The following is a 25,310-nucleotide window of genomic DNA, read 5'->3' as shown; positions in this document are numbered from 1 at the left end:
GTTGCGATTGCAGAAGATTTTACAATTACGGCCCGATCGCGGCAGAAGATCGCAAGTTGCCGGCACGGCGGATTCAGAAGCGTTTGTTGGTCGTGCCGCGCCCGGCGGTCACATGATAGTCGACCGGCGTGTCGTACGGCAGCTCCTGTTGCCAGGTCGCGCCGGCATAGAGGCGCGTCGCACCCAGTTTCTGACAATTCCGCCCTGCCGGATCACACTGCGTTCCGTCGAAGAGTTCCTGCGCGGTGTTCGTGCCGTTGTGGATCGAAAGGCTGCGGCCGGACCGGGTCGCGGTGAGGTCACCTGCGACCCGGTCCGGCCGGAACAGCACCAGCACGTCATATCCGATCAGGACCTTGATCGCGGTGGCGCTCGCGCTCACCGGTCCGGCCACCGGCCTGACGACGACCCGGTAGATGCGGTCGGCCGCCGCGCGCGGCACCACCGCCGAGACCCGCAGGGTCCTGCGCTCTCCGGGTTCGAGCACCATTCGCTGCGGCGTTACCAGCAGCCCGGTGACGGCCGGGTCGGGATCGGAGAGACGCTTTTCGTCGGGCAACCCCGGCGAGCGGATTTCCGATGGTTCGGCGACCACATACATACGGTCGGGGCCGTTGTTCCACACCTCGATATCGTCATGCGCCGGCGTGCCGGGCTGGAGATCGACGATCACCTGACTCAGCACCATTTCCGCGCGCGCGGGCGCGGGGTGGCAAACGGCGAGCGACGCGGCCACGCCCAGCGCCGCAATGGGGAAACGCCTGGTTCGAACACGCATCCTGGTCTCCTTCGATGATGGCGACGGGGCTGGGCGGGGGCTGCTCATCGCTCCGCCACCTGCCGGTCGCCGCAGGTCAATGTGCCGACGCGCAGATACCCCTCCCGCTGCGCGACCACCGGAAGACCGAGCCGGCAAAGAGCGCGTCCGGCCGAGGAAATGGCGAGGCTCGCGTCGGGCGAAGCCTCGATCTGGAAATATCCGTTGTCATCGGTCTGGCTTGTCTCGCCCGGCGCGGCGACCGCGACATTGCCCAGCGGGCGGCCGTCGCGATCGACGATCCGGCCGAACACCGCCGCGACACGCTGCGCGCGCCAGGAAAGGCTCGCGACGCTCCCCGGATAGAGCGACACCGTGCGCGGCGCGGAATCGTAACGCAGCAGCGCGTCGCCCAGCGGGCGGATTCTCACGGCATACTGGCGGTAAGGAATCAGGGTAAGCGGCACGCGGTCGTGGGTCATGACCTCGGCGACGGGGGCGTCGTTGACGAGGACCTCGAAGCGGGATTGCGGCCCCGGCGCATCGACGGACACGATCACCATGCTGTCGAGCTGCTGCCGGCCATCGACCGCGATGCCGTCGCCCCTGGCCGCTATCGCCGTATCGAAGGCAAGGCTGTATTGGGTCCGGCCCTCCCCCGGACGCAGGTTCTGGAGCAGGTCGGCGCGGACCGCCGCGAACTGGCTCCGGTAGTCGCCGCTCGCGCTGAGCAGGTCGCGGTCGACGCCGTGTTCATAGCCGCCGCCGGCGTTGAGCTCGCCCCCCGCGACATTGCCGGCCTGCCACGCGCCGTAGAGCGAGCCGACCGCGCTGGTCCGCCGCCCCTCTCCCGCGAAGTCGGTCGATTGGCCGCCAGCCGTTGCCGACAGGGAGGAGGATCGCCCGAAAACCTGCAACGTCAGCCCGAGGAATCCGGACCGGCCGCGATCCGTGACGACGAAATCCCCGTTCGCGAACAGATGAGCCTGGCCTTCGCGTACTATCTCCCAGCGAACGCTCGGCCCGACGGAATAGGCGGCCTGCTGGCCCTGCGCGTGGGAATAGGTGCCGGTGAGGCGGAACTGGGCACGCGCGATGTCATAGCTCAGGTTGCCGCTCACCGCGGTAAAATCGCCGCCGCCCAAATAGGATGGCGCAATGATGTTGCTGCCCAATGCGGCGGCATAGCCGGATGCTAGGGGCTGGGTCGCCGCGGCGAACCCGGTGCTTTTGCCGACCGTCAGCCGGCGGGCGTCGACATTGAAGTTAAGGCGACCGTTGCCCGCCGACGAAAGGCGGATCAATCCGCCGGCAGTCCCGTCGGAAAGGCCGATGACGGCGAGGCGCAACTGGCCCAGCGTTCCGATCAGGCTCGCGCCCAACTCGCCGATCAACGTGCGATCGGCGAGGATCACGCTTCCGTTCAGGGCGAGATGACGATCGGGCCGGAACGCCGCGCCGACCTGGGCGAACGGCTCGCCCGTGGGATTGAGGAAGCCGGCCCGGCTGTCGTCCGAGACGACCCCCGCATAGGCGAACAGAAACCGCTGCCCGAACGCGGGGACGGCGGCGTTCTTGGTGAAGGCGCGCCGCTCCTCGCGCTGCGCCCCGCCCGCTTCGGAAATGCGGAGCGTGACCTCATAGGACCCGTCCGGGAGCGTGGACGTGTCCAGCGTCTGGTTGCCGGCTTCATAGATCCCGGAGGACACCAGCCGCCCCTCCCGCATGATATCGACGCGCGACCGCCGGGCGAGGAAGACGACAAGCGGGTCGCCGCGCAGGATGTCCTTGTCCATCCGGGTGTCGGTCTGGGTCTCGGCGCCGAAGCCGATCATTTTCCTGCGGCCGAGCAGTTCGGAGCCGGGCGCCCAGAACGCGCCCGCGAGATAGCGCCAGCCTGGGCGATCGAGTTCCATGTCGAGGCGATCGGCCTGCACGCCGAAGCCCGACGCGTAATATAACTCGGCCCGCACGCGCCCATCGGCGTCGCCCGCGACGAGCCGGTTGCGCAGGTTGTAATATTGCGGCCCGCCGCTGTCACCGGACAGCGCCGCGCCGAAACTGTCGATCAACGACAGGCCCGCCGGCGGGGCCGGAAGATAACGGGGAGCGTCCGGCCGCGTCACCGCGAGAAAGCGCGGGTTGACGAACACATCGACCCGGAAGCGGTTCTGATCGAAGATGATGCCGATGTCGTCCGGGGTCAGGCGGCCGCACGCCGCCGAATCCGATCCGGGCGCGCAGGCCAATGCCGCGTTGGTGGCGAGGCCGCCCGCCGCGAGCCGCGCCGCGATGCCTTCCGCGTCGGCAAGGTTCGGGATCAGCCCCGCGACGCGCACGGGGTCGGCGAAGGAAAGCGTCCCGGCCCGATAGGTGACGAGCGCGTCCCCGACGCGACGGCCACCGAAATAGATGTCGACCACGGCTTGCTGGCGCTGCGTGAGGATCGAAAAGCCGGCAGGCTCGCCGACCGTGATGACGGCAAGCGGCGCGCCCCCGACCGGACCGGCCGCCGCGCTCCCGGCCGGCAACGCGGCGGCGGACGCGAGCAGCGCCGCCGCGCCGAACCGGCGACGGGTGGAGCCGCGAGAGGGGAACCGTTGCATGGCGCGGTCAGTTCGGCGCGATCAGCAGCGTCAGGGTGCCGCGATACTGGCCGGCGGTGGCGGCACTGATCTGGGATGCGCGGATCAGGGCGATGAGACTTGCGCTCGCCGCCGCGCCGGAGCCGCACTTGTTCTGGGTGGCGATCGAGGTCTGCCCCGCAAGCGCGACGCCCGGCCGCAGCGCGGTTCCCGTGGCTTGGCCCGAGGATGCCGACCATTGCACCTCATAGGCGAGCAGATTGCTGCCCGAGGCAAGCGTGAAGGCGCCCCCCGCTCCGTTGCCGGTCGCGGTCACCTGATACCGGCCATTGGCCGCGCTGCTATAGACGCAGATGCTCTGGCTGCGGACAAGGTCGACCGAGAAGTTCGCGACCGTGCCGAATGCGACATTGGCGAGTCCGGAGACCTGGACCTGCTGCGCGTCCGCCGTCGCCGCCGCCGCGAGTGCCCAGGACGCGAGCACCAGGGCGATCGACCGGGAACGGGATGTGCTCTTTCGCATGGTTAACATGTCTCACCGGACGTGGTTAACGCTGACGCGCCGCGAAAACCGGGTGATTCCGTTGGCCGGCGCGTCAAAGCGAGGCGGTTGGCGGAATCACCCGGTTGTCGGTGTCGGCTCTTATTGCGGCGTCACGACCAGCGTCAGGACGCCGCTGTACGCGGTCGCCGCCTGCATCGTCGCGAGATCGGACGTCGCCATGTTGACGATCAGGCTGGCCGAGGTCCTGGCGCCCGTGGCGCAAGCCTGATCGGTCGCGGTGGAGGTGAAGGCGACCGACGCGGTGCCAGCGGTCAGCGCGGTACCTGTGGTGGCGCCGGACGTATCGCTCCACTGGACCGAATAAGGGACGTTCAGCGATCCATTGGCCAGCGTGAAGGCGTTGCTCATTCCACTGCCCGAGGCGGCAATGGTATATTTCCTGGTGGCGGTGTTGCTCCAGACGCAGATGTTCTGGGCGCTGTTGATCGCGGTGCCGGGGTCCTGATTGGTGATCGTGATGTCCGTCAGGCCCGTGATCCGCGCCCGGCTCGGCACCGACACCGAGATATTCACGGAGCCGGTCGACGTGGAGCCGAGCGTGCCCTGGCTGGCGGCATCCGCCTCGCCCGTCAACGCGCCGGCCGACAAGCTGCCCAGCAAGGCAAGCTTGAAAATCGCCTTGCCCCGCGAATAATAATATGCCCGCATTACCTATCTCCGTAGTATATTGATTTCGCAATATATCTGCTAAATGTTTACTACGTCGGGCTATAATATTTGATAGTTAACGACATCTTGGCAAGATGTATTCATTTTACAACTTGTTACATCGTGAAAATTACTTACTCAGCGCATGGCTTGCTTGTTGAATCGAAAAATGCCGTTTCGGAAGGCCACGCCATTCCCGTTCGCCGGGGACCGGGCCTCGGCGGCGGAGCACGCGCGGGCTATCGAAATCCGGGCCGGATGAAGCCTGCACAGATGATCGACGACCGCCGGATGCAGCGGGAGATCGAATTCCACGCCACCGGCACCGTTCTCCCACCAGCGCACGGTGGCGGCGAGGCTTTCAAGGCTCTTGGGGCGCAACAGGATGTTCTGGCCGACAGGCAGATGGAGTCCCGGCGCCACGATCCGGCATCCATGGCGCGAGAGGTCGGTGAGCAGAACGTCGCGGCGCCCTGTCCGCACCCTGAATTGCGCCCCCAGTTCGAGAGCGTGCCGCTGCTCCTTACGCTCACCCATTACATACTCCTGATCCCAATCGAAAGACGCTTATGCCCAGTCACTTGCCAAGTTATTAATTTTTTCAGATATCTATCTATCTTCAAAAGACTTATGGCACGCAATTTCGTTGTAAACAGCGGAAAATCATGGGGTCGTGAGGTAATATATAAATTGTAAAATCTTGTATCACGACGATTGTCTTTTCATAATGAGCATCACCGCTTTATCAATGCCCGCAATATCGGGCATATATGCTTCCGCTTCCGTATGATGGACCTCTTTCATCGGACATCATTGCGCCAGACAACGTCAACGCAATGTCGCTGCGAGGCCCGTTGCTCGAAGCCGAGCGATACCTCGCCCACATCCGTGCGGGAGACGCCTCCGCGTCACCCTGCTGGAAGGGCATGACGGCAAAGCGACGCATCCGGGCCATTCCGGCGATCGGATCGCCGCTCCGGTCCATGCGGGATGGTCGCGATTGCCCGCGATCATCCCGCATGTCACGACCCGGGCGGGATTGTCCGGGGGGCATTCCCGCCGCTTCCTGCGGCGCGCAATGTGCCGGTCGCGTTGCGTTGCCGCAATGCGCGAGTTGTAAAAGGTTGTAAAATGCCTCCTTAGGCCATGACGCGCGGGGCATTGCATCCTAGTCGCTCGCTTTCGGGACTGGGGGGGCCCCTGATGCATATTGCCTTGGTCGACGATGACGAGACGATGCTGGACATGGTCCGGCACATGCTCGAGGAACAGGGGCACCGCTGCTTCCGCTGCCGCAGCGGGCGGGAGTTGATGACGGCGCTTCAGCGCGAGACGTTCGATCTCCTGATCGTCGACTGGAACATGCCGGAGATGTCCGGTCTGGAAATCATCGAGCGGGTGCGATCACACCTCGCCGATCCGCCGCCCATCCTCATGCTCACCCGCCGGTCCGACAAGGATGACATCGCGCACGCGCTCAACGCCGGCGCCGACGACTTCATCGTCAAGCCAGAGACGCCGGTCGTTTTCGCCGCGCGGGTCAACGCGCTGCTTCGGCGCCGCGGCGGGGAGAGCGATACCGGCACGCTCCAGTTCGGCCCCTATCGCTTCGACCGGGTGCGGGACAAGGTCGTCTTCCGCGAGGAGACCATCGCGCTGACATCAAAGGAATATGCGCTGGCGCTGCTTTTCTTCCGCAATCTCAATCGCGCCCTGTCGCGCGCCTATATCATGGAATTCGTCTGGAAAAGCGTCGCCGATCTTTCCACCCGCACGCTCGACATGCACGTCTCGCGGATTCGCGCCAAGCTCTCGCTGCGGCCGGAGAACGGCTTCTTCCTTCGCACCGTCTTCGGCTACGGCTATCGACTGGAAAGCGCCCATGCGGAGGATTGAGCCGCTCCTGGCGGCGGCGCTGGCCATGTTCTGGTGCCTGGCCGCGCGGCCGGCGGCGGCCGAACCCATCACGGCCAATGCCGCCGGGGACAGCCTCGTCTATCAGTTGAAGCCGGGCCAGAACCTCTACGGCCTCGCGGCGCGCTACCTCATGCGCAGGGAAGACTTCCGCGTCGTGCAGCGCGTCAACCGTATCGCCGACGCGCTCAGGATTCCTACCGGCACGACGCTGCGCATCCCGGTGCGCCTGCTCAGGAGCGAGCCACTGGTCGCGCATGTGCTCGCGGCGCGCGGTTCCACCCGGATGATTTCCGGCGGGACGAGCGTCGCCGCCCGGGCCGGGGCGGAAATACAGCCCGGCACGACCATTGAGACCGGGACCGATGGCTTCGTCAGCATCGGCCTGTCCAATGCATCGCAATTGTCGATCCCGACGCGCAGCAGGATCAGGCTCGACGCCATGCGCCGCATCATCCTCACCAACGCGGTGCGCTTCGAGATCACCGTCGATAGCGGCAAGCTGGAGACGCAGGCGACCCCGCTGGCGCCGAACGGGAGCGATTTCCGGTTGCACACCCCGCGCGCCCTGACGGCGATACGCGGCACCGTCCTGCGTGTCGGCTATGACGACGCGACCGGGGGTTCGGTGACGGAGGTGCTCGACGGGACCGTGGCGGTCGCGGCCGGTCCGGCCGATAATCCCGCGATGGTCCACAAGGGATTCGGCGCCAGTATCTCCCCAAGCGGCGCCGTGGCGACCGAGGCGCTGCTGCCGGCGCCCGACCTCGACGATCCCGGCGCGCCGCTGATCGATCCGGTCGCGACATTCCGGGTCAAGCCGGTCGCCGGCGCCCGCTCCTATCACGTCCAGGTCGCATCCGATGCCGGGTTCAACGACCTCGTGGCCGAAGCCTCCGGGGACGATCCCGCGATCCATGTTCCGGGGCTTGCGGACGGGCGCTGGTTCGCGCGCATCTCGGCCATCGCCACCAGCGGGCTGGAGGGCGCGAGCCAGGTCTATTCGGTGCGCCGCGCGCTCACTGGCGTCAACGCCTCGGCCGGGCGGGATCAGGATCGCCTGCTGTTCAAATGGGCGCCCAGCGGGCAGGGCAGGCATGTCTATCGCTTCCAACTCGTCGAAGGGACGACGACCAGCCCGCCGGTGATCGACGAACCGGGACTGACCGGGACCGAGCTGAGCTTCACCGGCCTTCCCGACGGCGTCTATTTCTGGCGGGTGCAGGTCCGCCAATATGTGGATGGCGATCGAACCGAGACATGGTCGCCGTTCCAGAAGCTGACCGTCGCCAGCGACAAGCGGTAGCGGATGCTCTACCGGCGGCTGATCCTGGAATGGGCGCTGGTTTCCCTTTCGGCGGCGCTCGTCGTGGCGGCGGCGACCGGGAGCCGCGTCGCCGCCCCGATCGACCATCTGCTGTTCGACGAGCTGACCCGGTTGCGCCCGCAGGCGGCGGATGACCGGATCCTGCTGGTCGAGATCGACGACGCCTCGCTCGCCGCGCTCGGGCGCTGGCCGTGGCCGAGGAGCATCCATGCGAAGGCGCTGGAGGCGCTGGCGCGCGATCGTCCGGCGGTGATCGGCTATGATATCCTCTTCCTCGAGCCGGCGGCGGACGATGCGGCGCTGGAGGCGGCGCTGCGCCATGCCTTCCCGGTCGTGCTGCCGGTCCTGCCCCGCAGGGCGCCCGGCGAGGCGGGAAACGGGAGACCGCTCCCCGCGATCGCTTCGGCGGCGGCGGGGCTTGGATCGGTCGACGTGACGACCGACAGCGACGGAGTGGTGCGTCGCTTTGCTTCCGGAACGGGCACGCCGCAAATGGCCGAGCTGATCGCCCGGCGGATTGACCCGGCTGCGGGGCGGGGCCGGGATGCCGCCGCCGATCGTCTGATCGCCTTCGTGCCGCCCGGTTCCTTTCGCCGCATCCCATTTTCGAGCCTCGCCGACGGCAGCCTCCCGGAGGTGTTCGCCAGAGGCAAGATCGTGCTGGTCGGTGGATCGGCCGCGGGACTCGGAGACCATTTCCTGGTGCCGCACAGCGCCGGAAAGCTCATGTCGGGCGTGGAATTGCAGGCGAATGTTGTCAACGCGCTGCTGCACGACGGTTTCTACCGCCCTTTGCCCCCAAGCTGGCAGCTGGCGCTCGGCCTCCTGCCGGTCCTGCTGCTGCTGATCGCTTTCCTCCGGTTCGGCCCCTCGACCAACCTGCGGCTGTCGATTCTGGCGGCCGTTTCCGCGCTGGCCCTTTCCACGCTGCTGCTGGTGTTCGGGCGGTTGTGGTTCGCGCCCGGCGCCAGCGTGGTCGGTCTGGTCCTCGTATATTCGCTCTGGGCATGGCGGCGCCTCGCCGCCGTCAGCGACTTCATGGGCGAGGAGATCAGGCGGCTGCATGCCGAACCGGGCCTGCTGCCGGCCAGTCCCCGGCCGGCCCGCCGGGGCGACATGGTCAACATCGAATCAAACCGGCTGCACGACGTCATCGGCCAGCTACGCGATCTCCGGGCCTTTGTTTCGGAAGTGCTCGCCCGGCTGCCCGACGCGGTTTGCGTGGTCGCCGAGGACGGCGAGGTCGTGATGGGCAACCTCGCCGCGGACGCGCTGTTCGGTCGCGCCGTGCGAGGCGAAGCGCTCGAATCCCTGCTGGCGACGCTCGGCCCCGGCACCATCGCCCCTGGGGCGGAGTTCGCGTTGCGGGACGGACGCACGCTCGTCATGACGCGCGCGCCGGTCGGCGGCGGGACGATCCTGCGCTTCATCGACATCTCGGAGCTGAAGGCCGCGTCCCGCGCGCGCGAGGAAGCGCTGCAGTTCCTAAGCCACGACATGCGCGCGCCGCACGTTGCGATCATCGCCTTGCTCGATCGAGCGGCGGATGACGCCGGGCGGCTCGCGCCGGTCATCCGCCAGCATGTCGAGCACGGCCTGAAGCTGGCGGACGATTTCGTCGAGCTGGCGCGGCTGACGGGCACGGCGCCGCAACTGGGGCCGGTCGAGCTATGCGGCGTCGCCGTCGAGGCGATCGGCCTCGTCTGGCCGCTCTCCTCGGCGAGGCGGATCACGATCGAGGAGGTCGGCCTGACCGGCGAAACCTGGGTCACCGCCGATCACGCCTCCCTGCTGCGCGCGCTGATGAATCTGCTGGACAATGCCGTGAAATTCGCGGCGTCCGGCGATCGTGTCACATGTCGCCTCGAAACCGGCGGCGGCAAGGCGACGGTTTCGGTCGAGGGGCCGGGGCCGGACATGCCTTCCGAACGCGCCGCCGACCCGTTCCTGGCCTTCGCCCCCGGCGCCGCGGGCGGCGGGATCGCAAGCCGGGGATTGGGCCTCGCCTTCGTCAGGGCGTCGATCGAGCGACAGAACGGCGCGGTCGGTTACGAGGCCCGGCCCGATGGCATCAAGGCGTTCAGCATCGTCCTGCCGCTGGCGCCGGCGGACTGGCCGGGGAGCGATAGCGACGGAAACCCCGCTTCGGCGGGCGGCTAGTTTCGCGTCCAGCGCAAATCGCTTCCCTGCGGAACAGGATGCGCCAGCATCGCGACCGCCCGGGCGGCGAGCGCGGGCAGCGCCTCGTCTGCGGCGGCGCGGCAATGCGCTTCGTCGGCCCAGCCGCGGCCGATCAGGTCACCGGTGCGCGTGTCGGTCAACGTCACGACCAGGCGATAGGTGCGGCCGGGACAGGATTGGAACAGATGACGTTTCCTGGCGGGGGAGACCACCGCGCCGCCGGACGCCAGGATCGCGGAGCCGGCCGGACGCGAACCGAAAGCGAAGGCCAGCCGGTAGGGACTCGCCGGGTCGAGATTCAGGCCCTGCTCCGTGATCGCCGCATGGATCGCCGGCCAATGCCGGTCGGCCTGGCTGTCCGCCTCGACGGCGACCGCCGATACCGGATCGCGTGCGGTCGTTGCCGGCTGGCCGCCGAAGCGCGTCCTGACCGGACCTGTACAGCCGCTCAGCAGCAATGCCGCCCCGATGATGAGACCAACCCGCTTCATCCCGCTCCCCCATCCCCGAGCCTGTTCCCTAGCCAACCAACCGACAACAAACCACCCCGAAGAGAATGTTGGCCGGAACGGGAGGGGTCGGGATGCTTGTCCCTTGATCCATTGCGCGAAGCACTGTACCGCTTTTGCATTCGAATGCAAAGGAGAGCGGCGATGGCGATCTATCTCAAAAAAGGCGCGAGCGCGGAGGCGAAAGCGTCCACCGATCGGCAGGTGCGGGATTCGGTTGAGGCGATTCTCGCCGATATCGAAGCACGCGGGGACGATGCGGTGCGCGAATTGTCGATCAAGTTCGATAAATGGGATCGTGACAGCTATCGCCTCACCAGCGACGAGATCCAGGCGTGCATCGACCAGCTCTCGCCGCAGGACCTCCACGACATCGAATTCGCCCAGACGCAGGTCCGCAACTTCGCGCAGATCCAGCGCGACAGCATCAAGGACGTCGAAGTCGAAACGCTGCCCGGCGTGGTGCTCGGCCACAAGAACCTGCCGCTCAACGCCGCCGGCTGCTATGTTCCAGGCGGCAAATATCCGCTGCTTGCCTCCGCGCATATGAGCGTGATCACCGCCAAGGTCGCCGGCGTGCCGCGCGTCGTGACCTGCGCACCGCCGTTTCAGGGCAAACCCGCCCCGGCGATCGTCGCGGCGCAGGCGCTGGCCGGCGCCGACGAAATCTATTGCCTCGGCGGGATTCAGGCTGTCGCGGCGATGGGTCTCGGTACCCAGAGCATCGCGCCAGTCGATATTCTTGTCGGCCCCGGCAATGCCTTTGTCGCGGAAGCCAAGCGCCAGCTGTTCGGTCGCGTCGGGATCGATTTGTTCGCCGGCCCGACCGAGACGCTCGTGATCGCTGACGAGACAGTCGACGGCGAATTGTGCGCCACCGACCTGCTCGGACAGGCAGAGCATGGGCCGGACAGCCCCGCCATCCTGCTCACCACCTCCGAGGCGCTGGCCCGTGACACGATGCGCGAGGTGGAGCGGCTGCTCGCCATCCTCCCCACCGCCGACCATGCGCGCAAGGCATGGGAGAATTTCGGTGAGGTGATCGTCGCGGCGGATGATGCGGAGATGGTGCGCATCGCCGACGATATCGCTTCCGAGCACGTGCAGGTGATGACCCGCGATCCGGATTATTTCCTGAAGAACATGACCAATTACGGCGCGCTATTCCTCGGCCCGCGCACCAACGTCAGCTATGGCGACAAGGTGATCGGCACCAACCACACCCTGCCGACCAAGAAGGCGGCGCGCTACACCGGCGGGCTGTGGGTCGGCAAATTCATCAAGACCTGTACCTATCAACGCGTGCTGACCGACGAGGCCTCCGCGCTGATCGGCGAATATTGCAGCCGCCTGTGCGCACTGGAGGGGTTTGCCGGGCATGGCGAACAGGCGAACATCCGGGTACGCCGCTATGGCGGCCGCAATGTACCCTATGCCGGAGTCGCCGAGCCGTCCGAGGCCACCCGCGTCCATGCCTGAGCCCCTTCCCGTCACCCCCGCGTTCCGGCTCGACGGCCGCCGCGCGATCGTTACCGGCGCGGGACGCGGGATCGGGCTGGCGATGGCCGCCGCGCTGGCCGAGGCGGGCGCCGCCGTCACGCTGGTGGCGCGCTCCGCCGCTGAGATCGCGGCCGGCGCGGCAGCGATCCGCGCAGCGGGCGGCGCGGCCGAGGCGGCGACGCTCGACGTGACCGACCTCGGCGCGGTGGCGGCCTTCTTCGCGACCCGCCCGGCGTTCGACATTCTCGTCAACAATGCCGGCACCAACCGCCCCAAGCCCGTGTGGGAGGTGAGCGAGGAGGATTATGACGCCGTCCTTGGCCTCAACGTCAAATCCGCCTTCTTCGTGGCTCAGGCCTGCGCGCGGCAGATGATCGAGGCGCGGCTTTCCGGGAGCCTCATCCATATCGGCAGCCAGATGGGGCATGTCGGCGGCCCCAATCGCTCGCTTTATTGCGCATCGAAATGGGCGATCGAGGGGATGAGCAAGAGCTTTGCGCTCGATCTGGCGCGCCATGGTATTCGCTCGAACACGATCGCGCCGACCTTCATCGAAACCCCGCTGACCCGTCCCTATTTCGCCGACGAAGCATTTCGCGCCAGCGTGATCGAGAAGATCAAGCTCGGCCGGATCGGCCGGGTCGAGGATTTGATGGGCGCGGTAGTGTTCCTCGCCTCAGAGGCTTCGGCGCTGATGACCGGCACCAGCCTCGTCATCGACGGCGGCTGGACCGCCGACTGATTCACCCGACCGACACAAGGAAAACTCAAATGGCCGATCGCGTTTCGACTGCTGCCACTGGCGCGCTCAAACAGCGGCTCGCGGCCGGCGAGCTGCTGATCGGCACCTTCGTCAAGACGCCCTCGCCGATCGTCGTCGAAGTACTGGCGCTGACCGGACTCGATTGCCTGTGCCTCGACGCGGAGCACGCGCCGTTCGACCGGCTGGCGATCGACCATGGCGTGATGGCGGCGCGGGCGAGCGGCAAGGATGTGCTCGTCCGCCTCCCTTCCGCCGCGCCCGAGCAAATCCTCAACGCGCTCGATTGCGGGGCAGCCGGGGTCGTCGTGCCGCATGTTCGCTCGGCGGCGGAAGCCGAGGCGGTCGCGCGCGCGGCGCATTATGGCGCGGGCGGGCGCGGCTATGCCGGGTCGTCGCGCGCGGCGGGCTATACCACCCGCGCGATGCCCGATCATCTCGCCTTCAGCGCGGCGCGGACCGTGGTGGTCGCGCAGATCGAGGATATCGAGGCGATCGACGAGATCGATGCAATCGCCGCGGTCGCTGGAATCGATGCCTTGTTCATCGGGCGGGTCGACCTCACCGTCTCGTGCGGGTCGACCAATCAGGATGATCCGCGCGTCATTGCCGCCGTGGAGGCGGTGTGCGCCGCCGGCAGGCGCCACGGTCGCCCGATCGGAATGTTCCTCGCGCGCGGCGCCGATATCCCGATATGGCGCGACAAGGGTGCGAGCCTGTTCCTGCTTGGCTCCGATCACGGCTTCATGCTCGCCGGCGCCGCGCAATTGCTGGCGCAGGCGGGGCGTTAAGCGCCCTGCCCGCGCCCCAGCCGGAGCGGCGCGGGGTGCGTTTCCGGCAAGGTGAGCCAGATCAGCGCGGCCATCAGGAACACCGCGCAACCGCTCAGCATCGCCGCGGCAAGGCCGAACGATCCCGCCAGCGCACCGGTCACGATCGGCGCGAACATGCTGACGATCCGCCCCCAGTTGAAGATCGACGCGGCGGTCGATTTGAGATGCGGCGGGTAAAGCTCGGTCAGCCACGGCCCCCAGGCCACGCTCGCCGCAACCGCGAAGCCATAAGCCAGCCCCAGCGCACCGAGCCAGCGCGGATCGGCGGGCAGCGAAACGAACACCGCGATCACCGCCGCAGTCAGCACGAAGCCGATCGCGTTGAAGCGTCGGCCGAAGCGGTCGTTGGTCCAGCCCCAGAACAGGCCGCCGACGAGGTTCGCGGTCGACACCCCGGCGACGATCGAGCCGACCGCGGCCGGCGCCAGATGCTGCGAATCCCGCAAATACGTGGTCAGCCAGCCGCTGAACGCCTGATAGCCGAAGAAATTGAGCCCGGTGAGCGAGACAAGTGCCAATGTCCGCCGCTTTACCGCGGGGGCGAACAATTCCATCACCGGCAGCTTCGCCGCCCCCCGATGGCGCGCCGGGGCGGCAGTCGCGGGGATGATCCGCCATACGACTACGGCGAGCAGCACCGGCGGCACCCCGCCGATCCACAACAGCAATTTCCAGTCCTGCGGCTCGATCCGGGTCAGCGCCAGCCCCTGCATCACCACGCCGAGGCTGGCGACACTGTAGATCAGGCTGGCCAGCCGCCCGCGCACGTTGCTGCGGAACAGGCCGACATAGATGCCGACCACGACCGGAAAGATACCGCCGAGGAACAGCCCCAGCACGAAACGCTGGGCGAGATACTGGGGGTAGCTCGCCACTACCACCCCGGACAACAGGCCGAGGCCATAGCCGATCATCACCACGCTCAGCATCGCGCGGCGGCCGACGCGATCCGCCAATTGCCCGACCAGCACCGCGCCGATCAGCGCGCCCGCCCCTTGTGCGGTATAACCGGAACCGGCCTCGGTAAGCGTCAGGTGAAGCGCATCCCTGACGAACGGGCGCAGCACATCGACCGAATACCACGCCCAGCTATAGAAGAATTCCGCGACCATCAGGAACGCGAATGCCGCCACCGCTCGCGGGAGCGGCGGCAGCATCTCTTCGCCGGTTTCGGGCGGGGGCGACGATCTGACGGCTTGCGTCATCGCATCGCCCCGCGCGGCCATCAGAACCGCGCGCCGACCCGGAGGCCGTAGAGTCGCGGCGGGCTGAAAGATTCCTGCAGGCGCGCGCTGTTGCCCAGCGTCGCGCTGTAGATCACCGCCTTGTTGCCGATGTTATTCATAAAGCCTTCGACGTAATATTTCTCGCTCGGATCGGTCCAGCGCAGGCTGGCATCGACGATGCTATACGCGCCCTGTCGGTCGAGAACCGTGTTGTAGTCAGTCGCAAAATAGCGCGTCGAGAACAGCCAGTCGACGCGCGGCGAGAGCTTGCCGGCATTGCCCATGTCGATGTCGTAATAGCTGCTCAACGTGGTCTTGAGCGCCGGCGACATCGGCACGTCCTTGCCCGCGAGATTGACCGTCGTGCTATTCCCGAACGGATTGGGACGCGTATAGCTGGTGAACTTCGCGTTGAGCAGTGCCGCCGTCCCGTCAATGTGGAAGCCGGGAAGGAGCATCGTCTTCAGCTCAACATCAGCACCATAGCTGCGCGCCGCGCCGGCGCTGGCGTAATAAGACAGGTTGGTCGCCGGATCGAGGATCGTGATCTGGAGGTCGCGATACTTATTATAGAAGGCGCTGATGTTGAGCACGATGCGGCCGGAATCGAACACATTCTTCGATCCGACTTCGTAGGCGGTCACCGTCTGCGGCGCATAGGATGCCGGGATCAGCGGGTTTGATGAATTGTTGTTGATCCCGCCGGATTCGAACCCGGTGGAAACCGTCGCATAGAGCAAGGAACGCGGCGCGACCTTATACTCGATGCCGGCACGCCAGGTCACCTTATTGTATTTCGCCTCGCCATTCGCCAGGGCCGGCGTCTGCGTGGCGAAATTCCACGATCCCGGCGCGGCGGTGAAATTGGTGATGCCATATTGCTTGGTTTCGTCCGAATAGCGGATGCCCGCGATCAGCTTCAGCGTATCGGGGATGAGCGCATAGGTCGCCTGCCCATAAAGCGCATAGGCCTTGGTATCGATCTGCGTGCGCGAGCGGGTGCCGAGTGCGGTCGCGGTCGCGGCGGTATAGACTTGACTGTACAGCTCATCGATCATGTCGTGGAAATAATAGGCCCCGGCGATCCACTGCAGGGGCGCGGTGGTGCTGGTTGAGGCGAGCTGAAATTCCTGACTGAACGATTTCGCGCGGGTATTCGCCGCCTGCAGACCCGAACCGGCAAAGCCCGCAGTCACGCCTGGCGCCGGGAAGACGATGCTGCTCTGATCGAGATCGGCGCTGCGGTTGGCGCGGAAATCATTGTAGCCGGTGATCGACTTCAGGCTGACGCCGCCGAGATCATAGCTGATCTGGCCGCTGACATATTTTTCTTTGAGCCGCTCGAACGGCTGATAATCCCATTGATTGGTCCAGGCATCGCCGGTCACCGGTACGCCGATATCGACGCCGTTCACGAAGGCGCTGCCGTTATGCACCGTCGGATTGACCGCATAAGGCTGGCCGTTGATCGAGCGCAGTCCGGTCGCGGGGTCGATCAGCGTGCCGACCACCTTATAGCCATAAGCGCCGCCGCCATTGTCGTTACGCACCCAATAAGCACCGTGGATGCTGATCTCGAGTCCGGGCGCCGGCTTTGCGAGCAGGCTGGCCCGCACCGCGGTCTGATCTTCATCATTGACGCTGATGCCGGGGGTTGCGTTCGATTTCACATAACCGTCGTGCTCGCTGTGATAGGCGGAGACGCGCAGCGCCACATCCTGCATCACCGGCACGTTCACGAAGCCGTCGAACTGGCGCAGATTGTAATTGCCGATCGATCCGTTGACTCCCGCGTCGAACCGCTGGACCGGCTCGGCGGTGATCACGCTGACGTTGCCGCCGAAGGTGTTGCGGCCATAAAGCGTGCCCTGCGGCCCGCGCTGCACCTCGACGCGTGACACGTCGAACATCGGGAAGCTCTGCTGCTGGGTGCGGCTTTGATAGATGCCGTCGATATAATAGCCGATCACGGGATCGCTCTGCGCGCTGACCAGCTGGGTGCGCACGCCGCGGATCGCAGGGAAGGAATCCGCGCCCTGCTGACCCCAGGTAAGACCGGGCGTGAGGAATTGCATGCGGCTGACGTCGTTGACGCGCGCGCGGTTCAGATCCTCCGCGCTCGCCGCGGTGACTGCGAGCGGAATATCCTGCAGCCGCTCGCTGCGGCGCTGCGCGGTGACGACGATATCGCCGAGCCCGGTGCCGGCCTGAGTCGCAGGCTGATCCTGCGCGTCAGCCGCAGGCTGCGCCGGCGCGGTTTCGGCGGCGGCGGGGGAAATTGCACTTGCCAGTGCGATCGCGGCGACACTCGAAAGCCAGAGACGGTTGCTCATTGCACATCCTCTTTTGTCCTGCGGCGGCACGGAGCCACCCCTCCCGCGCGTTTCATTGCACTTCGGAGACAGGCTGTCCATAATTTTTTGCATTCGAATTCATACTTCGATGCGAGCGATGCAGAACAGCAATGAGGAAGTATAAGGCATTCATTTTACTTAGTTATAATGGAGCATTACGTCGACGATATGATCGATTCCGCATTCCAATACACGTCTAAACGCCTCGATCATCAGACGATTCCGCGCCTTCGAATGCGCTCGAAGGCTGTTTGCCGGGCCGCGCCGGCTCTCTTGGCGGGATCAGATCTTGCCGAGCCGGGCCGAACTGCCGGCGACGAATTGCCCGGCGAACAGCCGCCGTTCCACCGGCACGTCGGGATCCTCGATCAGATCACACAGCATCGCGACCGCCGCCTCGGCCATCCGGCGCACCGGCTGGCGAATCGACGATACGTCATAGCTGAGCCAGCGCGCCGGCCCCGATCCATCGAACCCGACGATCGACAGGTCGTCCGGGATCGCTCGCCCCAGTTCGACGCGCGCCTTGTCGATCGCGCCGATCGCCATCTGGTCGCTGGCGCAGATCACCGCATCGAGCGCCGGATCGAGCGCGAGCAGCTTGCCCAGCCCCACTCCGCCGCTGGCATAGCTGAAATCGCCGCGCACCACCGGCGGCTGCGCGATCCCGGCCTCCGCCAGCGTATCGATCGCGGCGCGACGACGCTCCTCGCCGACATAGGAATCCGCCGGGCCGGCGATGATCCCGAACCTCTTATGGCCGGCCGCAAGCAGCCGCTGCACCAGTTCGCGCTCGCCCGATGCCGAGTCGCAGCAGACGCTCGCCGCCGAGGTCGCGACGCGGTTATAGAGCACCACCGGGATGCGATGATCCGCGAAAAGCTGCAACTGCGTGTCGGACAGGCGCGCCGCCGAGATCACCCCATCGACGCTGTGCCGCCATACCTGATCGAGCACCGCATCGACCTCGCTCTCGCTATGCAGCGCGAACAGCAGCACGCGGGTATCGCGATCGGTGAGCCAGCGGCTCAATTCGGCCAGCACCTCGGGATAATAAAGGTTGGTGAGCGAGGAGATCAGCACCGCGACCAGATTGGTCCGCCCCGAAATCAGCCCCTGCGCCAGCGCATTGGGGCGGTAGCCGAGTTCGTTTGCCGCCTTGACGATCTTCTCGCGCGTGGCCGGCGCGATGCTGCCGCCCGGCGCGAAACAGCGCGATACCGCCGATTGCGACACGCCGGCGAGCCGCGCCACGTCATAGGAGGTGGCTCTACGCAACGGTGCCGGCCTGCTCACGCTTTTTCCCTGTTCATCATCCGCCGAGCCTAGAATGCGATGCGCCGCGCAGCAATTGTCCGCGATCAGGAAGCGCAAGCTTTTCAGCCGCAACCGCCACGCGGATCGCCGCGATAGCGCACCTGACGAATAAGGTGGTGACTTTTGCATTCGAATGCAATACGTCCCGGCACGAGCCGCGCCGGTTGGCAGCGGCATCTGGCTGGAGGGATTGAGCGACATGACGACGTCAAACGCGCCGCACGGTTTCGATGGGCGTGCGACCTATGTGAAAGCACCGGCACGCGATCAGATCGCCGATTCGGGCGAGATCGTCGGTATCGTATCCGAGGTGCTGAGGAATGTCCGGACGCGCGGCGACGCGGCGGTGCGCGACTATTCGGCGAAGTTCGACAACGCCAGTCTCGACCAGTTCGAGGTGAGCGCGGCCGACCGCCGGAAGGCGCTCGACCTGCTCGACCCGCAGACCCGCGCCGACACCGAATTCGCGATCGACAATGTCCGCCGCTTCGCCGAGGCGCAGCTTTCGACGATCCGTCCGCTCGATGTGGAGCCGATCCCCGGCCTGCATCTCGGGCATCGCGTCATCCCGATCCAGCGCGTCGGCGCTTATGTCCCCGGCGGCCGCTTCCCCTTGCTGTCCGCGCCGATCATGACGATCGTGCCGGGCAAGGTCGCCGGCTGCGACGAGGTGGTCGCCTGCCTGCCGCCCAATGCGCACAAGGCAATGGTCGCCGGCTGCCATCTGTCCGGCGCGGATCGCATTTTCCTGATCGGCGGCGCGCAGGCGGTGGCTGCGATGGCCTATGGCACCGAAACCGTGCCGCAGGTCGACAAGATCATGGGGCCTGGGAATGCCTTCGTGAACGAGGCGAAGCGGCAGGTATTCGGACCCGTAGGCATCGACCAGCTCGCCGGCCCCTCGGAAATCTTCGTCGTCGCGGATTCGACCGGCGATCCCGAACTGATCGCGACCGACCTGCTCGGCCAGGCCGAGCATGACGTGCGCACCCGCGTCGGGCTGATCACCACCGATCGCGCGTTGGCCGAGGCGACGATGGCGGCGGTCGACCGCCAGCTCGAAACACTCGCCACCGCGAAGGTCGCCGGGGAGAGCTGGCGCAATTACGGCGAGATCGTGCTGTGCGCCGACGAAGCGGCGATGATCGCCTATTCCGATCACGTCGCGGCCGAGCATCTCCAGGTCCACACCGCGGACGCGCAGGCCTTCTCGCACAAGCTGCGCAATTACGGCTCGCTGTTCATCGGCGAGAACGCCAGCGTGGTCTATTCGGACAAGAATGTCGGCACCAACCACACGCTGCCGACGATGGGCGCGGGCAAATATACCGGTGGGCTGTGGGTCGGCTCCTATGTGAAGATCGCGACCTATCAGTGGCTGGAGCCGTCCGCGATCCGCGCGGTCGCACCGCCGGCGATCCGCCAGAGCGGCAGCGAAGGGCTGGAAGGCCACCAGAAGGCCGCCGCGATCCGCCTCGACCGCCTCAACGCGCTCGCCGACGCTTAGGGCGGATCGACATTCAGAAGATGACGAGCCGAAAATGGTGGTTTTCCGTGACCCGGAGCGCAGCGGACTAAAGGTCCGTTAGCACCGGAAGCGCGGAAAGCCGCCATTTGCAGGCCGTCAGAGCTGAATGTCGATCCGTCCTAACCCTCTCCTCCCCTGACGCCGGGCGCACGAGCCGAAAGGATCGTCCGCCCGGCGTATTTTTTGGGCGGAGAATTTTCAGACAAAAAAGCCACCGTCGAATGCGACGGCGACGATCTGTTTCATCGAACGTAAAATGTCGCCCACCCCCGCGCGAGCCGGGGTGGAGCGGTGTTTCAGGAAAAGACCGGCGCGCCGGGAGTTTCGGTGCCGCGCACCACGAAGATCACCGACGTTACCGAGGCGGTATTGCGGAACGCATGCGGCAGCCCGACCGGCACCGTCAGCGTATCCCCCGGCCCCATGACGATCGCGCCGCCATCCCAGCTCACTTCGAGCACGCCTTCCTGCACGAACAGCACCTCGACCTCGCCGCGCTGGTGGAGCGGCACATAAGCGCCGCTTTCCAACGTCAGCTGCCGCAGGTTGAAGCCGTGCGGCCACCAGCCAACGATCGGCCCCGGCCCAAACCCGTCGCCGGTGTACTGCGGCACGATAAGCCCCGCCTCGCCCACACCCGGCGCGGCGAGCGGCGAGACCGGATTGACCGGCGCCTCCCCTGCCCTGACGATGCATTCCTTCAGCTTTTCGGCGGGTGGCGTCTTCAGTTCCGCCACCGCCTCGGTATCCAGCACGTCCTCGAGTTCGACATCCTTGAGCTGGTAATCGCCCGACGAGGTATCGATGAGCCGACCGCCCTTGGCGAGCTTCAGCCCGTGGTCCGCCGCCGCCTCGAACACCGCCGGCGCCCAGGTGACGCGGCCGGGGTCGTCGTCGCCCAGCACGACAAACAGGAAACCAGTGCCTTCGTCGATCTTTTCGAAGCCGCGGAACATGCGGGTAGGCACCGAAGCGACGTCGCCCGGGCCTATTTCCAGCGTGCCGTCCTCGCAATTCGGCCCGAACAGCAGCCGCCAATGGCCCGAATGGACCACGAACACCTCGGCTGTTTCGTGGCTGTGCTGCGAATTGACGCAGCCGAACGGCTGACGCGCCGCGCCGACGTTGAAACCGTGCTTCTCCACGATATGGACGAACTGATCAGCGTTTTCGGACACCCCGGGGCCGATGATCGTGAAATTCTCCTTCTCGGTCGATCCCGGCGTGTTGGTATCGATGAACGCGGTGCGGCACGGCACGAGATCGGCATAGCGAACCAATCGCGCCTGCATCGCTTCCTGCGTCCATTGCATCACGGCCATTCCCTTCCAAAAAGCACTTTGCATTCGAATGCAAATGCAATAGGTCAAAGCCGATGGCAACGCAAGGCGCATCCCGCAAAACGATCTTACGGCCGCGAGCAGCATCTGTGGTGCCGGTGCTGCTGCTGCCGGGGACCTTGTGCGACGAACGGCTTTTTGCCCCGCTCCTCGCGGCGTTGCCGGCGGGACGGGACGCGCGGATTATCGCCTACACCGATCATGCCGATATCGGCGCGGCCGCCGATGCGATCCTCGCCGCCGCGCCCGCCGGCCGGTTCGCTTTGCTGGGCTTCTCACTGGGCGGGATCGTCGCGCTGGAAATCGCCCGGCGCGCGCCGGGCCGCATCGCGGGGCTGGCGCTGCTCGGCGCGACGCCACTCCCCGTTCCGCCCGAAACCCACGCCGACCGTCGCGCGGCGGCGACCGGGGCCGCACCCGGTATTTATGTGCGCGATACCGCGTGGCCGGCCTATGTCGGCGCGGATTCGCGCGAGGATCAGGCGCTGCTGCACATGATCGTCGCAATGGCCGACGATCTCGGCGGCGCGGTCTTCACGCGTCAGATCGAACTGGCGCTGACCCGTCCTGATTATCGCCCCGCGCTCGAAGCGCTGGCGATGCCCGCGCTGGTGCTCGCCGGGGCGGAGGATGCGATCAATCCACCGGCGACGCAGCAGATCATCGCCGACGCGCTGCCCGATGCGACATTGCGACTGATCCCGCGCGCCGGGCATTTTGCGTTGCTCGAACAACCCGAGGCCACCGCCGATGCGGTGCGCGCGTGGCTCGATCGTGTCGATGCCGCTGTCGGCAAGCTCCCGGAACCAGCTAACAACGATCAAGGAGACAGGAAGATGAGCGAGTCGAAGGGCGTGAGCGCCAGCACAGCAGGCAAGGCGCCTGAGGACGATCCCCGCGCGGTCTTGCAGGTCGAGCGGCGAGATTTCACCCAGCTCGTGCCCGAAAATCGCCCGCGCGTGCAGAGCCTGCGCGGCTTCGACGACTGCTATACCGATATCGTCGACTATATCGTCCGCTGCACCCACAAGATCTGGGACGAGCGCGACGTGGGGCTGATCTACACGCATTACACGTGGAATTGCGTCGCCTATACCACGCTCGGCACGATGTACGACCGCGAGACCCATATCCGCGATACGATCCAGCGGCTGGTCGAGGCGCCTGAGCGGCGTGGCATGGCGCAGCAGGTGCTGTGGCGCGGCAACGATGTCGACGGTTTCTACACCAGCCACATGACGCATGGCATCGGCAAGCATACCCAGTTCGGGATGTTCGGCAAGCCGACCGGGCGCACCTGGCTCACGCGCACCGTCGCCGACTGCATGATCCTGGAGAACAAGATCTACAAGGAGTGGATCGTCCGCGACAATATGGGGCCGCTGATCCAGCTCGGCATCGATCCGCACGGCTATGCCGAAACGCTGGCGCGCAAGAAGGTCGATGCCGGCGAGCAATTGATGGACGTGCTCGAAAACCGCCGCATGATCGGGCAGTATCCGCCCGAAAGCGACGCAGACACCTCGATCGCGCATGACGAGGGCGAGGCCCAGTTGCTGCGCGATCTCCACCACATCTACAACAAGCGCATGTTCGGCCGGATCGAGAAGATCTACGCCCCCAATTGCCAGTGGCACGGTCCGCTGATGCGCGAATTCTACGGCCCGGCGGCGGTGCTGCAACAGACGATGCGGCTCGTCGCGCTGATGCCCGATTGCTCCTTCGTTCCGCAGCATATCTGCTCGGTCGAAAACGAGCAGGGCGGAACCAAATATGCCGTACGCTGGCTGATGGAGGGGCACCACCTTGGCTACGGCCCGCTCGGCGCGCCGACAGGCCACCCCTTGTCGGTGATGGGGATCAGTCATTTCCACATCAAGGACGGCAAGATCATCGAGGAATGGGCCGTCTACGACGAACTGTCGATGCTGGTGCAGGTGAAGATGGCCGAAATACAACGCCAACAGTAACCATCGGCCTACGAAAGGCTAAATCCTGATGCCGTAGCTAGTGTAAGAGGTGATACACCTTGGCGACGGCTGACAGCGGTGCAATGCTGACCGGGTCAGATGCGGGATCGATGGCTGCAACGCATAAAGGCAGTCATCCAGCGGCAGCAGGGTGTGCCGCCGGAATGCAACAGCCATAGCCTCCTCGGCTTCAGACAGAGTGGTGGAGTGAGGGGCCTTCGGCCCGGTCTTCAGATCCGCGACCGTCGTCCGCTTACGCCACTTCGCCACCGTCTTCGGGTTGATGCCCAGTTCCCGGCTCAGCGTCGCGAGCGAAGCTTGCGATCGCTGTATTGCCGCCGGCGTGCGTGGTCGTGGCGCTCCCGTGACGTACCTGGCCCATACGGCTTCCTTCCATTCCAACGAATGGATCGCACCATCAAACCGTGGGATCAAACAACTAGATCATCGACCTCGCGTTGGACGTCCAGCTCGAAGAAGCCGTCTCCGGCGATCGCCGCAGCCTTTTCCCCACCCCAGCGGCGATGCACCACAGTCCCCTTGTGGGCCTGTTTAGGATCCGGCTGCGTGTGGCAAGCTTTCACGCCGGCCGCGCTGAGTTGGCCCGGCTCGACGATCTTCATCCGTACCACGCGATAGGCGACAGCGCCCGGCTTCGGCAAAGTGAACCAGGCAAGAGTCGCCGATAGCCCATGTGGCTGCGCCTTGCCGCTCATCGCAGCCGGCCAAGGAATGCGGAAGCACTTGCCTTGGTCGGAGCTGAGTGTGCCGATCGCCCACAAGGTCGCACCGGTCGAAGCCGCTGATCAGCAAGCGACCAGTTCGAGTCGTTCCGCGGGCATGATCTGAACGTCTGCTCAGACCGGAACCGGTCATTCGTGGAAGTTTTCACCTTGCGCAGTTGGAAGCCGGCACCGGCCCTCGACCGGCGGACTCCATTCATTCCGGGCAGTCTATATGCTCATCAGATCGCGACCGAATATTACCGGCCCGGCGTAATTTTTCCTGATCTCGGAGAGCATAGATTTTTCATCGGCCGTCTCTTCATTCGGCGGCAGCCCGATATGAGTCAGGACGAGTTTCTTGACCTTCGTACGCGCCGCCATCGCGCCCACGTTTTCCGGAGTGAGATGCTCCATTTCCATATGGCGGATCATGGGCGTTTCATCGATATTCCTGCCTGTCGTCGCACGGCGGATATCCCCGATCACGCCCTGCAAATCGATCACTTCGCTGACAAGAACGTCCGCGCCCATGGCCAGCTTCTCCACCGCCGGGCTCGGGCCGGTATCGCCGGTATAGACGATACTCCGCCGGGGCGTTTCGAAGCGATAGGCGAAGGACATGTCCCGACCGTAGGAGCGCTCGGGCAACTTCATGGTTGAATAATGAGTGTTTTCAACCGCGGTTACGCGCAACACGTCATCGCGATAGATTTCAAGCGGCCCCGATTGCTTGATATCCCGTCCCGAGAACCATTGATCCGGCGGCGTCGCCCCAGGGCTTTCCGCCATGAAAATGTTCGCCTGGATCGATATCGACTTCAGCGTGCCCTCGACCACCTGTTGGGTGCCCGGCGGGCCATAGATGGGGACCGGCGAACTCCGCAGCCTTCGCATCGCCGCCTCGACCCAATCGAGTGCAATAAAGGAGGCGAGGCCGGCCGAGTGATCGAGATGGAGGTGCGAGATGAACGCAACGTCGATCTTGCTCAGATTGATCCCTGCCAGGGTCAGTTGATGGGTGACCCCGGCGCCGAGATCGATCAGGTAGTAGCGATCACCGATTTGCAGCAGGTTGGCTGGCTGCGCCCGCGTTTTGCGGGGGATAGGTCCACCACCAGTACCGAGCAGAATCCAGCGATCAGTCGTCAGAGTGGCCGCCCGCAGCGGCAACGCCGACGCCGCCATGCCGGCCATTGCAGTCCCGAGTATTCCCCGGCGGGTCATCGTTGCCTTAGGCAGCATGATACTCTCCATTTTATGATCGCGCTTGA

20 protein-coding genes and 1 pseudogene are annotated in these 25,310 nt (G+C 65.6%); 8 read left to right on the top strand and 13 right to left on the bottom strand.

Going from position 1 to position 25,310, the window contains the following annotated elements:
* Positions 1-73: 73 nt before the first annotated feature.
* The 5 genes from F9288_RS09080 to F9288_RS09060 all read right to left on the bottom strand — a co-directional run bounded on the left by F9288_RS09080 (position 74) and on the right by F9288_RS09060 (position 5,092).
* Positions 74-778 (bottom strand): molecular chaperone, encoded by a 705-nt coding sequence (locus F9288_RS09080; RefSeq protein ID WP_174836316.1) that lies wholly within the window; start codon positions 776-778, stop codon positions 74-76.
* 44 nt (positions 779-822) lie between these two features.
* Complete coding sequence (locus F9288_RS09075) at positions 823-3,363, bottom strand: TcfC E-set like domain-containing protein (RefSeq protein WP_174836315.1); 2,541 nt, start codon at positions 3,361-3,363, stop codon at positions 823-825.
* Between the two features lie 7 nt (positions 3,364-3,370).
* Entirely contained in the window at positions 3,371-3,826 is a 456-nt protein-coding gene (locus F9288_RS09070) for a hypothetical protein (protein WP_174836314.1), read from the bottom strand.
* 159 nt (positions 3,827-3,985) lie between these two features.
* Positions 3,986-4,555: a hypothetical protein gene (locus F9288_RS09065; RefSeq protein WP_174836313.1), complete on the bottom strand. Its 570-nt coding sequence runs from the start codon at positions 4,553-4,555 to the stop codon at positions 3,986-3,988.
* A 138-nt stretch (positions 4,556-4,693) separates the two neighbouring features.
* Positions 4,694-5,092, bottom strand: coding sequence for a PilZ domain-containing protein (locus F9288_RS09060; protein ID WP_174836312.1), 399 nt, complete (start codon positions 5,090-5,092; stop codon positions 4,694-4,696).
* A 666-nt stretch (positions 5,093-5,758) separates the two neighbouring features.
* Here F9288_RS09060 and F9288_RS09055 point away from each other — a divergent pair.
* From F9288_RS09055 to F9288_RS09045, 3 genes are read left to right on the top strand one after another with little or no spacing between them, the layout of a single operon-like run.
* Positions 5,759-6,451 (top strand): response regulator transcription factor, encoded by a 693-nt coding sequence (locus F9288_RS09055; protein ID WP_174836311.1) that lies wholly within the window; start codon positions 5,759-5,761, stop codon positions 6,449-6,451.
* Positions 6,438-7,775, top strand: a complete 1,338-nt coding sequence (locus F9288_RS09050; RefSeq protein WP_174836310.1) for a FecR domain-containing protein — start codon at positions 6,438-6,440, stop codon at positions 7,773-7,775. Before F9288_RS09055 ends, F9288_RS09050 begins: the two co-directional genes overlap by 14 nt.
* 3 nt (positions 7,776-7,778) lie before the next feature.
* Positions 7,779-9,956 carry a CHASE2 domain-containing protein gene (locus F9288_RS09045; RefSeq protein WP_174836309.1) on the top strand — a complete coding sequence of 726 codons (2,178 nt, stop codon included), beginning with the start codon at positions 7,779-7,781 and terminating at the stop codon, positions 9,954-9,956.
* Here F9288_RS09045 and F9288_RS09040 read toward each other — a convergent pair.
* Positions 9,953-10,468, bottom strand: coding sequence for a hypothetical protein (locus F9288_RS09040; RefSeq protein ID WP_174836308.1), 516 nt, complete (start codon positions 10,466-10,468; stop codon positions 9,953-9,955). The genes F9288_RS09045 and F9288_RS09040 overlap by 4 nt on opposite strands.
* Before the next feature lie 162 nt (positions 10,469-10,630).
* On the opposite strand from F9288_RS09040, the gene hisD (F9288_RS09035) reads away from it, so the two are divergent.
* From hisD (F9288_RS09035) to F9288_RS09025, 3 genes are read left to right on the top strand one after another with little or no spacing between them, the layout of a single operon-like run.
* Complete coding sequence (gene hisD, locus F9288_RS09035; RefSeq protein ID WP_174836307.1) at positions 10,631-11,965, top strand: histidinol dehydrogenase; 1,335 nt, start codon at positions 10,631-10,633, stop codon at positions 11,963-11,965.
* Entirely contained in the window at positions 11,958-12,728 is a 771-nt protein-coding gene (locus tag F9288_RS09030; RefSeq protein ID WP_174836306.1) for an SDR family NAD(P)-dependent oxidoreductase, read from the top strand. Before hisD (F9288_RS09035) ends, F9288_RS09030 begins: the two co-directional genes overlap by 8 nt.
* A 29-nt stretch (positions 12,729-12,757) precedes the next feature.
* Positions 12,758-13,537, top strand: coding sequence for an HpcH/HpaI aldolase/citrate lyase family protein (locus F9288_RS09025; protein WP_174836305.1), 780 nt, complete (start codon positions 12,758-12,760; stop codon positions 13,535-13,537).
* Here F9288_RS09025 and F9288_RS09020 read toward each other — a convergent pair.
* From F9288_RS09020 to F9288_RS09010, 3 genes are all read right to left on the bottom strand, one after another.
* Positions 13,534-14,784 carry an MFS transporter gene (locus F9288_RS09020; protein WP_174836304.1) on the bottom strand — a complete coding sequence of 417 codons (1,251 nt, stop codon included), beginning with the start codon at positions 14,782-14,784 and terminating at the stop codon, positions 13,534-13,536. The two genes, F9288_RS09025 and F9288_RS09020, sit on opposite strands and share 4 nt — an antisense overlap.
* Before the next feature lie 20 nt (positions 14,785-14,804).
* Positions 14,805-17,138: a TonB-dependent receptor gene (locus F9288_RS09015; RefSeq protein ID WP_174836303.1), complete on the bottom strand. Its 2,334-nt coding sequence runs from the start codon at positions 17,136-17,138 to the stop codon at positions 14,805-14,807.
* Between the two features lie 303 nt (positions 17,139-17,441).
* The gene (locus F9288_RS09010; RefSeq protein ID WP_174836302.1) at positions 17,442-18,455 is read right to left on the bottom strand and encodes a LacI family DNA-binding transcriptional regulator; all 1,014 of its coding nucleotides are present in this window, start codon (positions 18,453-18,455) and stop codon (positions 17,442-17,444) included.
* A 220-nt stretch (positions 18,456-18,675) separates the two neighbouring features.
* On the opposite strand from F9288_RS09010, the gene hisD (F9288_RS09005) reads away from it, so the two are divergent.
* Positions 18,676-19,983, top strand: a complete 1,308-nt coding sequence (hisD, locus tag F9288_RS09005; protein ID WP_174836301.1) for a histidinol dehydrogenase — start codon at positions 18,676-18,678, stop codon at positions 19,981-19,983.
* A 317-nt stretch (positions 19,984-20,300) separates the two neighbouring features.
* Here the strand turns inward: hisD (F9288_RS09005) and F9288_RS09000 are convergent, their stop codons facing one another.
* Positions 20,301-21,317, bottom strand: coding sequence for a cupin domain-containing protein (locus tag F9288_RS09000; protein ID WP_174838991.1), 1,017 nt, complete (start codon positions 21,315-21,317; stop codon positions 20,301-20,303).
* A gap of 119 nt (positions 21,318-21,436) precedes the next feature.
* Between F9288_RS09000 and F9288_RS08995 the strand changes: the two genes are divergently transcribed.
* Positions 21,437-23,314 carry an alpha/beta fold hydrolase gene (locus tag F9288_RS08995; RefSeq protein WP_174836300.1) on the top strand — a complete coding sequence of 626 codons (1,878 nt, stop codon included), beginning with the start codon at positions 21,437-21,439 and terminating at the stop codon, positions 23,312-23,314.
* 72 nt (positions 23,315-23,386) lie between these two features.
* On the opposite strand, the pseudogene F9288_RS08990 reads toward F9288_RS08995, so the two are convergent.
* The 3 genes and pseudogenes from F9288_RS08990 to F9288_RS08980 form a co-directional block, all read right to left on the bottom strand.
* Positions 23,387-23,696, bottom strand: a pseudogene (locus tag F9288_RS08990) (IS481 family transposase); the annotation flags it as partial.
* 49 nt (positions 23,697-23,745) lie between these two features.
* The gene (locus F9288_RS08985; RefSeq protein ID WP_174836299.1) at positions 23,746-24,030 is read right to left on the bottom strand and encodes a hypothetical protein; all 285 of its coding nucleotides are present in this window, start codon (positions 24,028-24,030) and stop codon (positions 23,746-23,748) included.
* 237 nt (positions 24,031-24,267) lie between these two features.
* A complete protein-coding gene (locus tag F9288_RS08980; RefSeq protein WP_174836298.1) occupies positions 24,268-25,281 on the bottom strand; it encodes an MBL fold metallo-hydrolase in 1,014 nt (337 codons plus the stop codon).
* Between the last annotated feature and the right edge of the window lie 29 nt (positions 25,282-25,310).

This window comes from Sphingomonas sp. CL5.1, from assembly GCF_013344685.1.
In the GTDB taxonomy this organism is placed as follows: Bacteria; Pseudomonadota; Alphaproteobacteria; order Sphingomonadales; family Sphingomonadaceae; genus Sphingomonas.
This window is presented reverse-complemented; position numbering and strand designations above follow the sequence as displayed.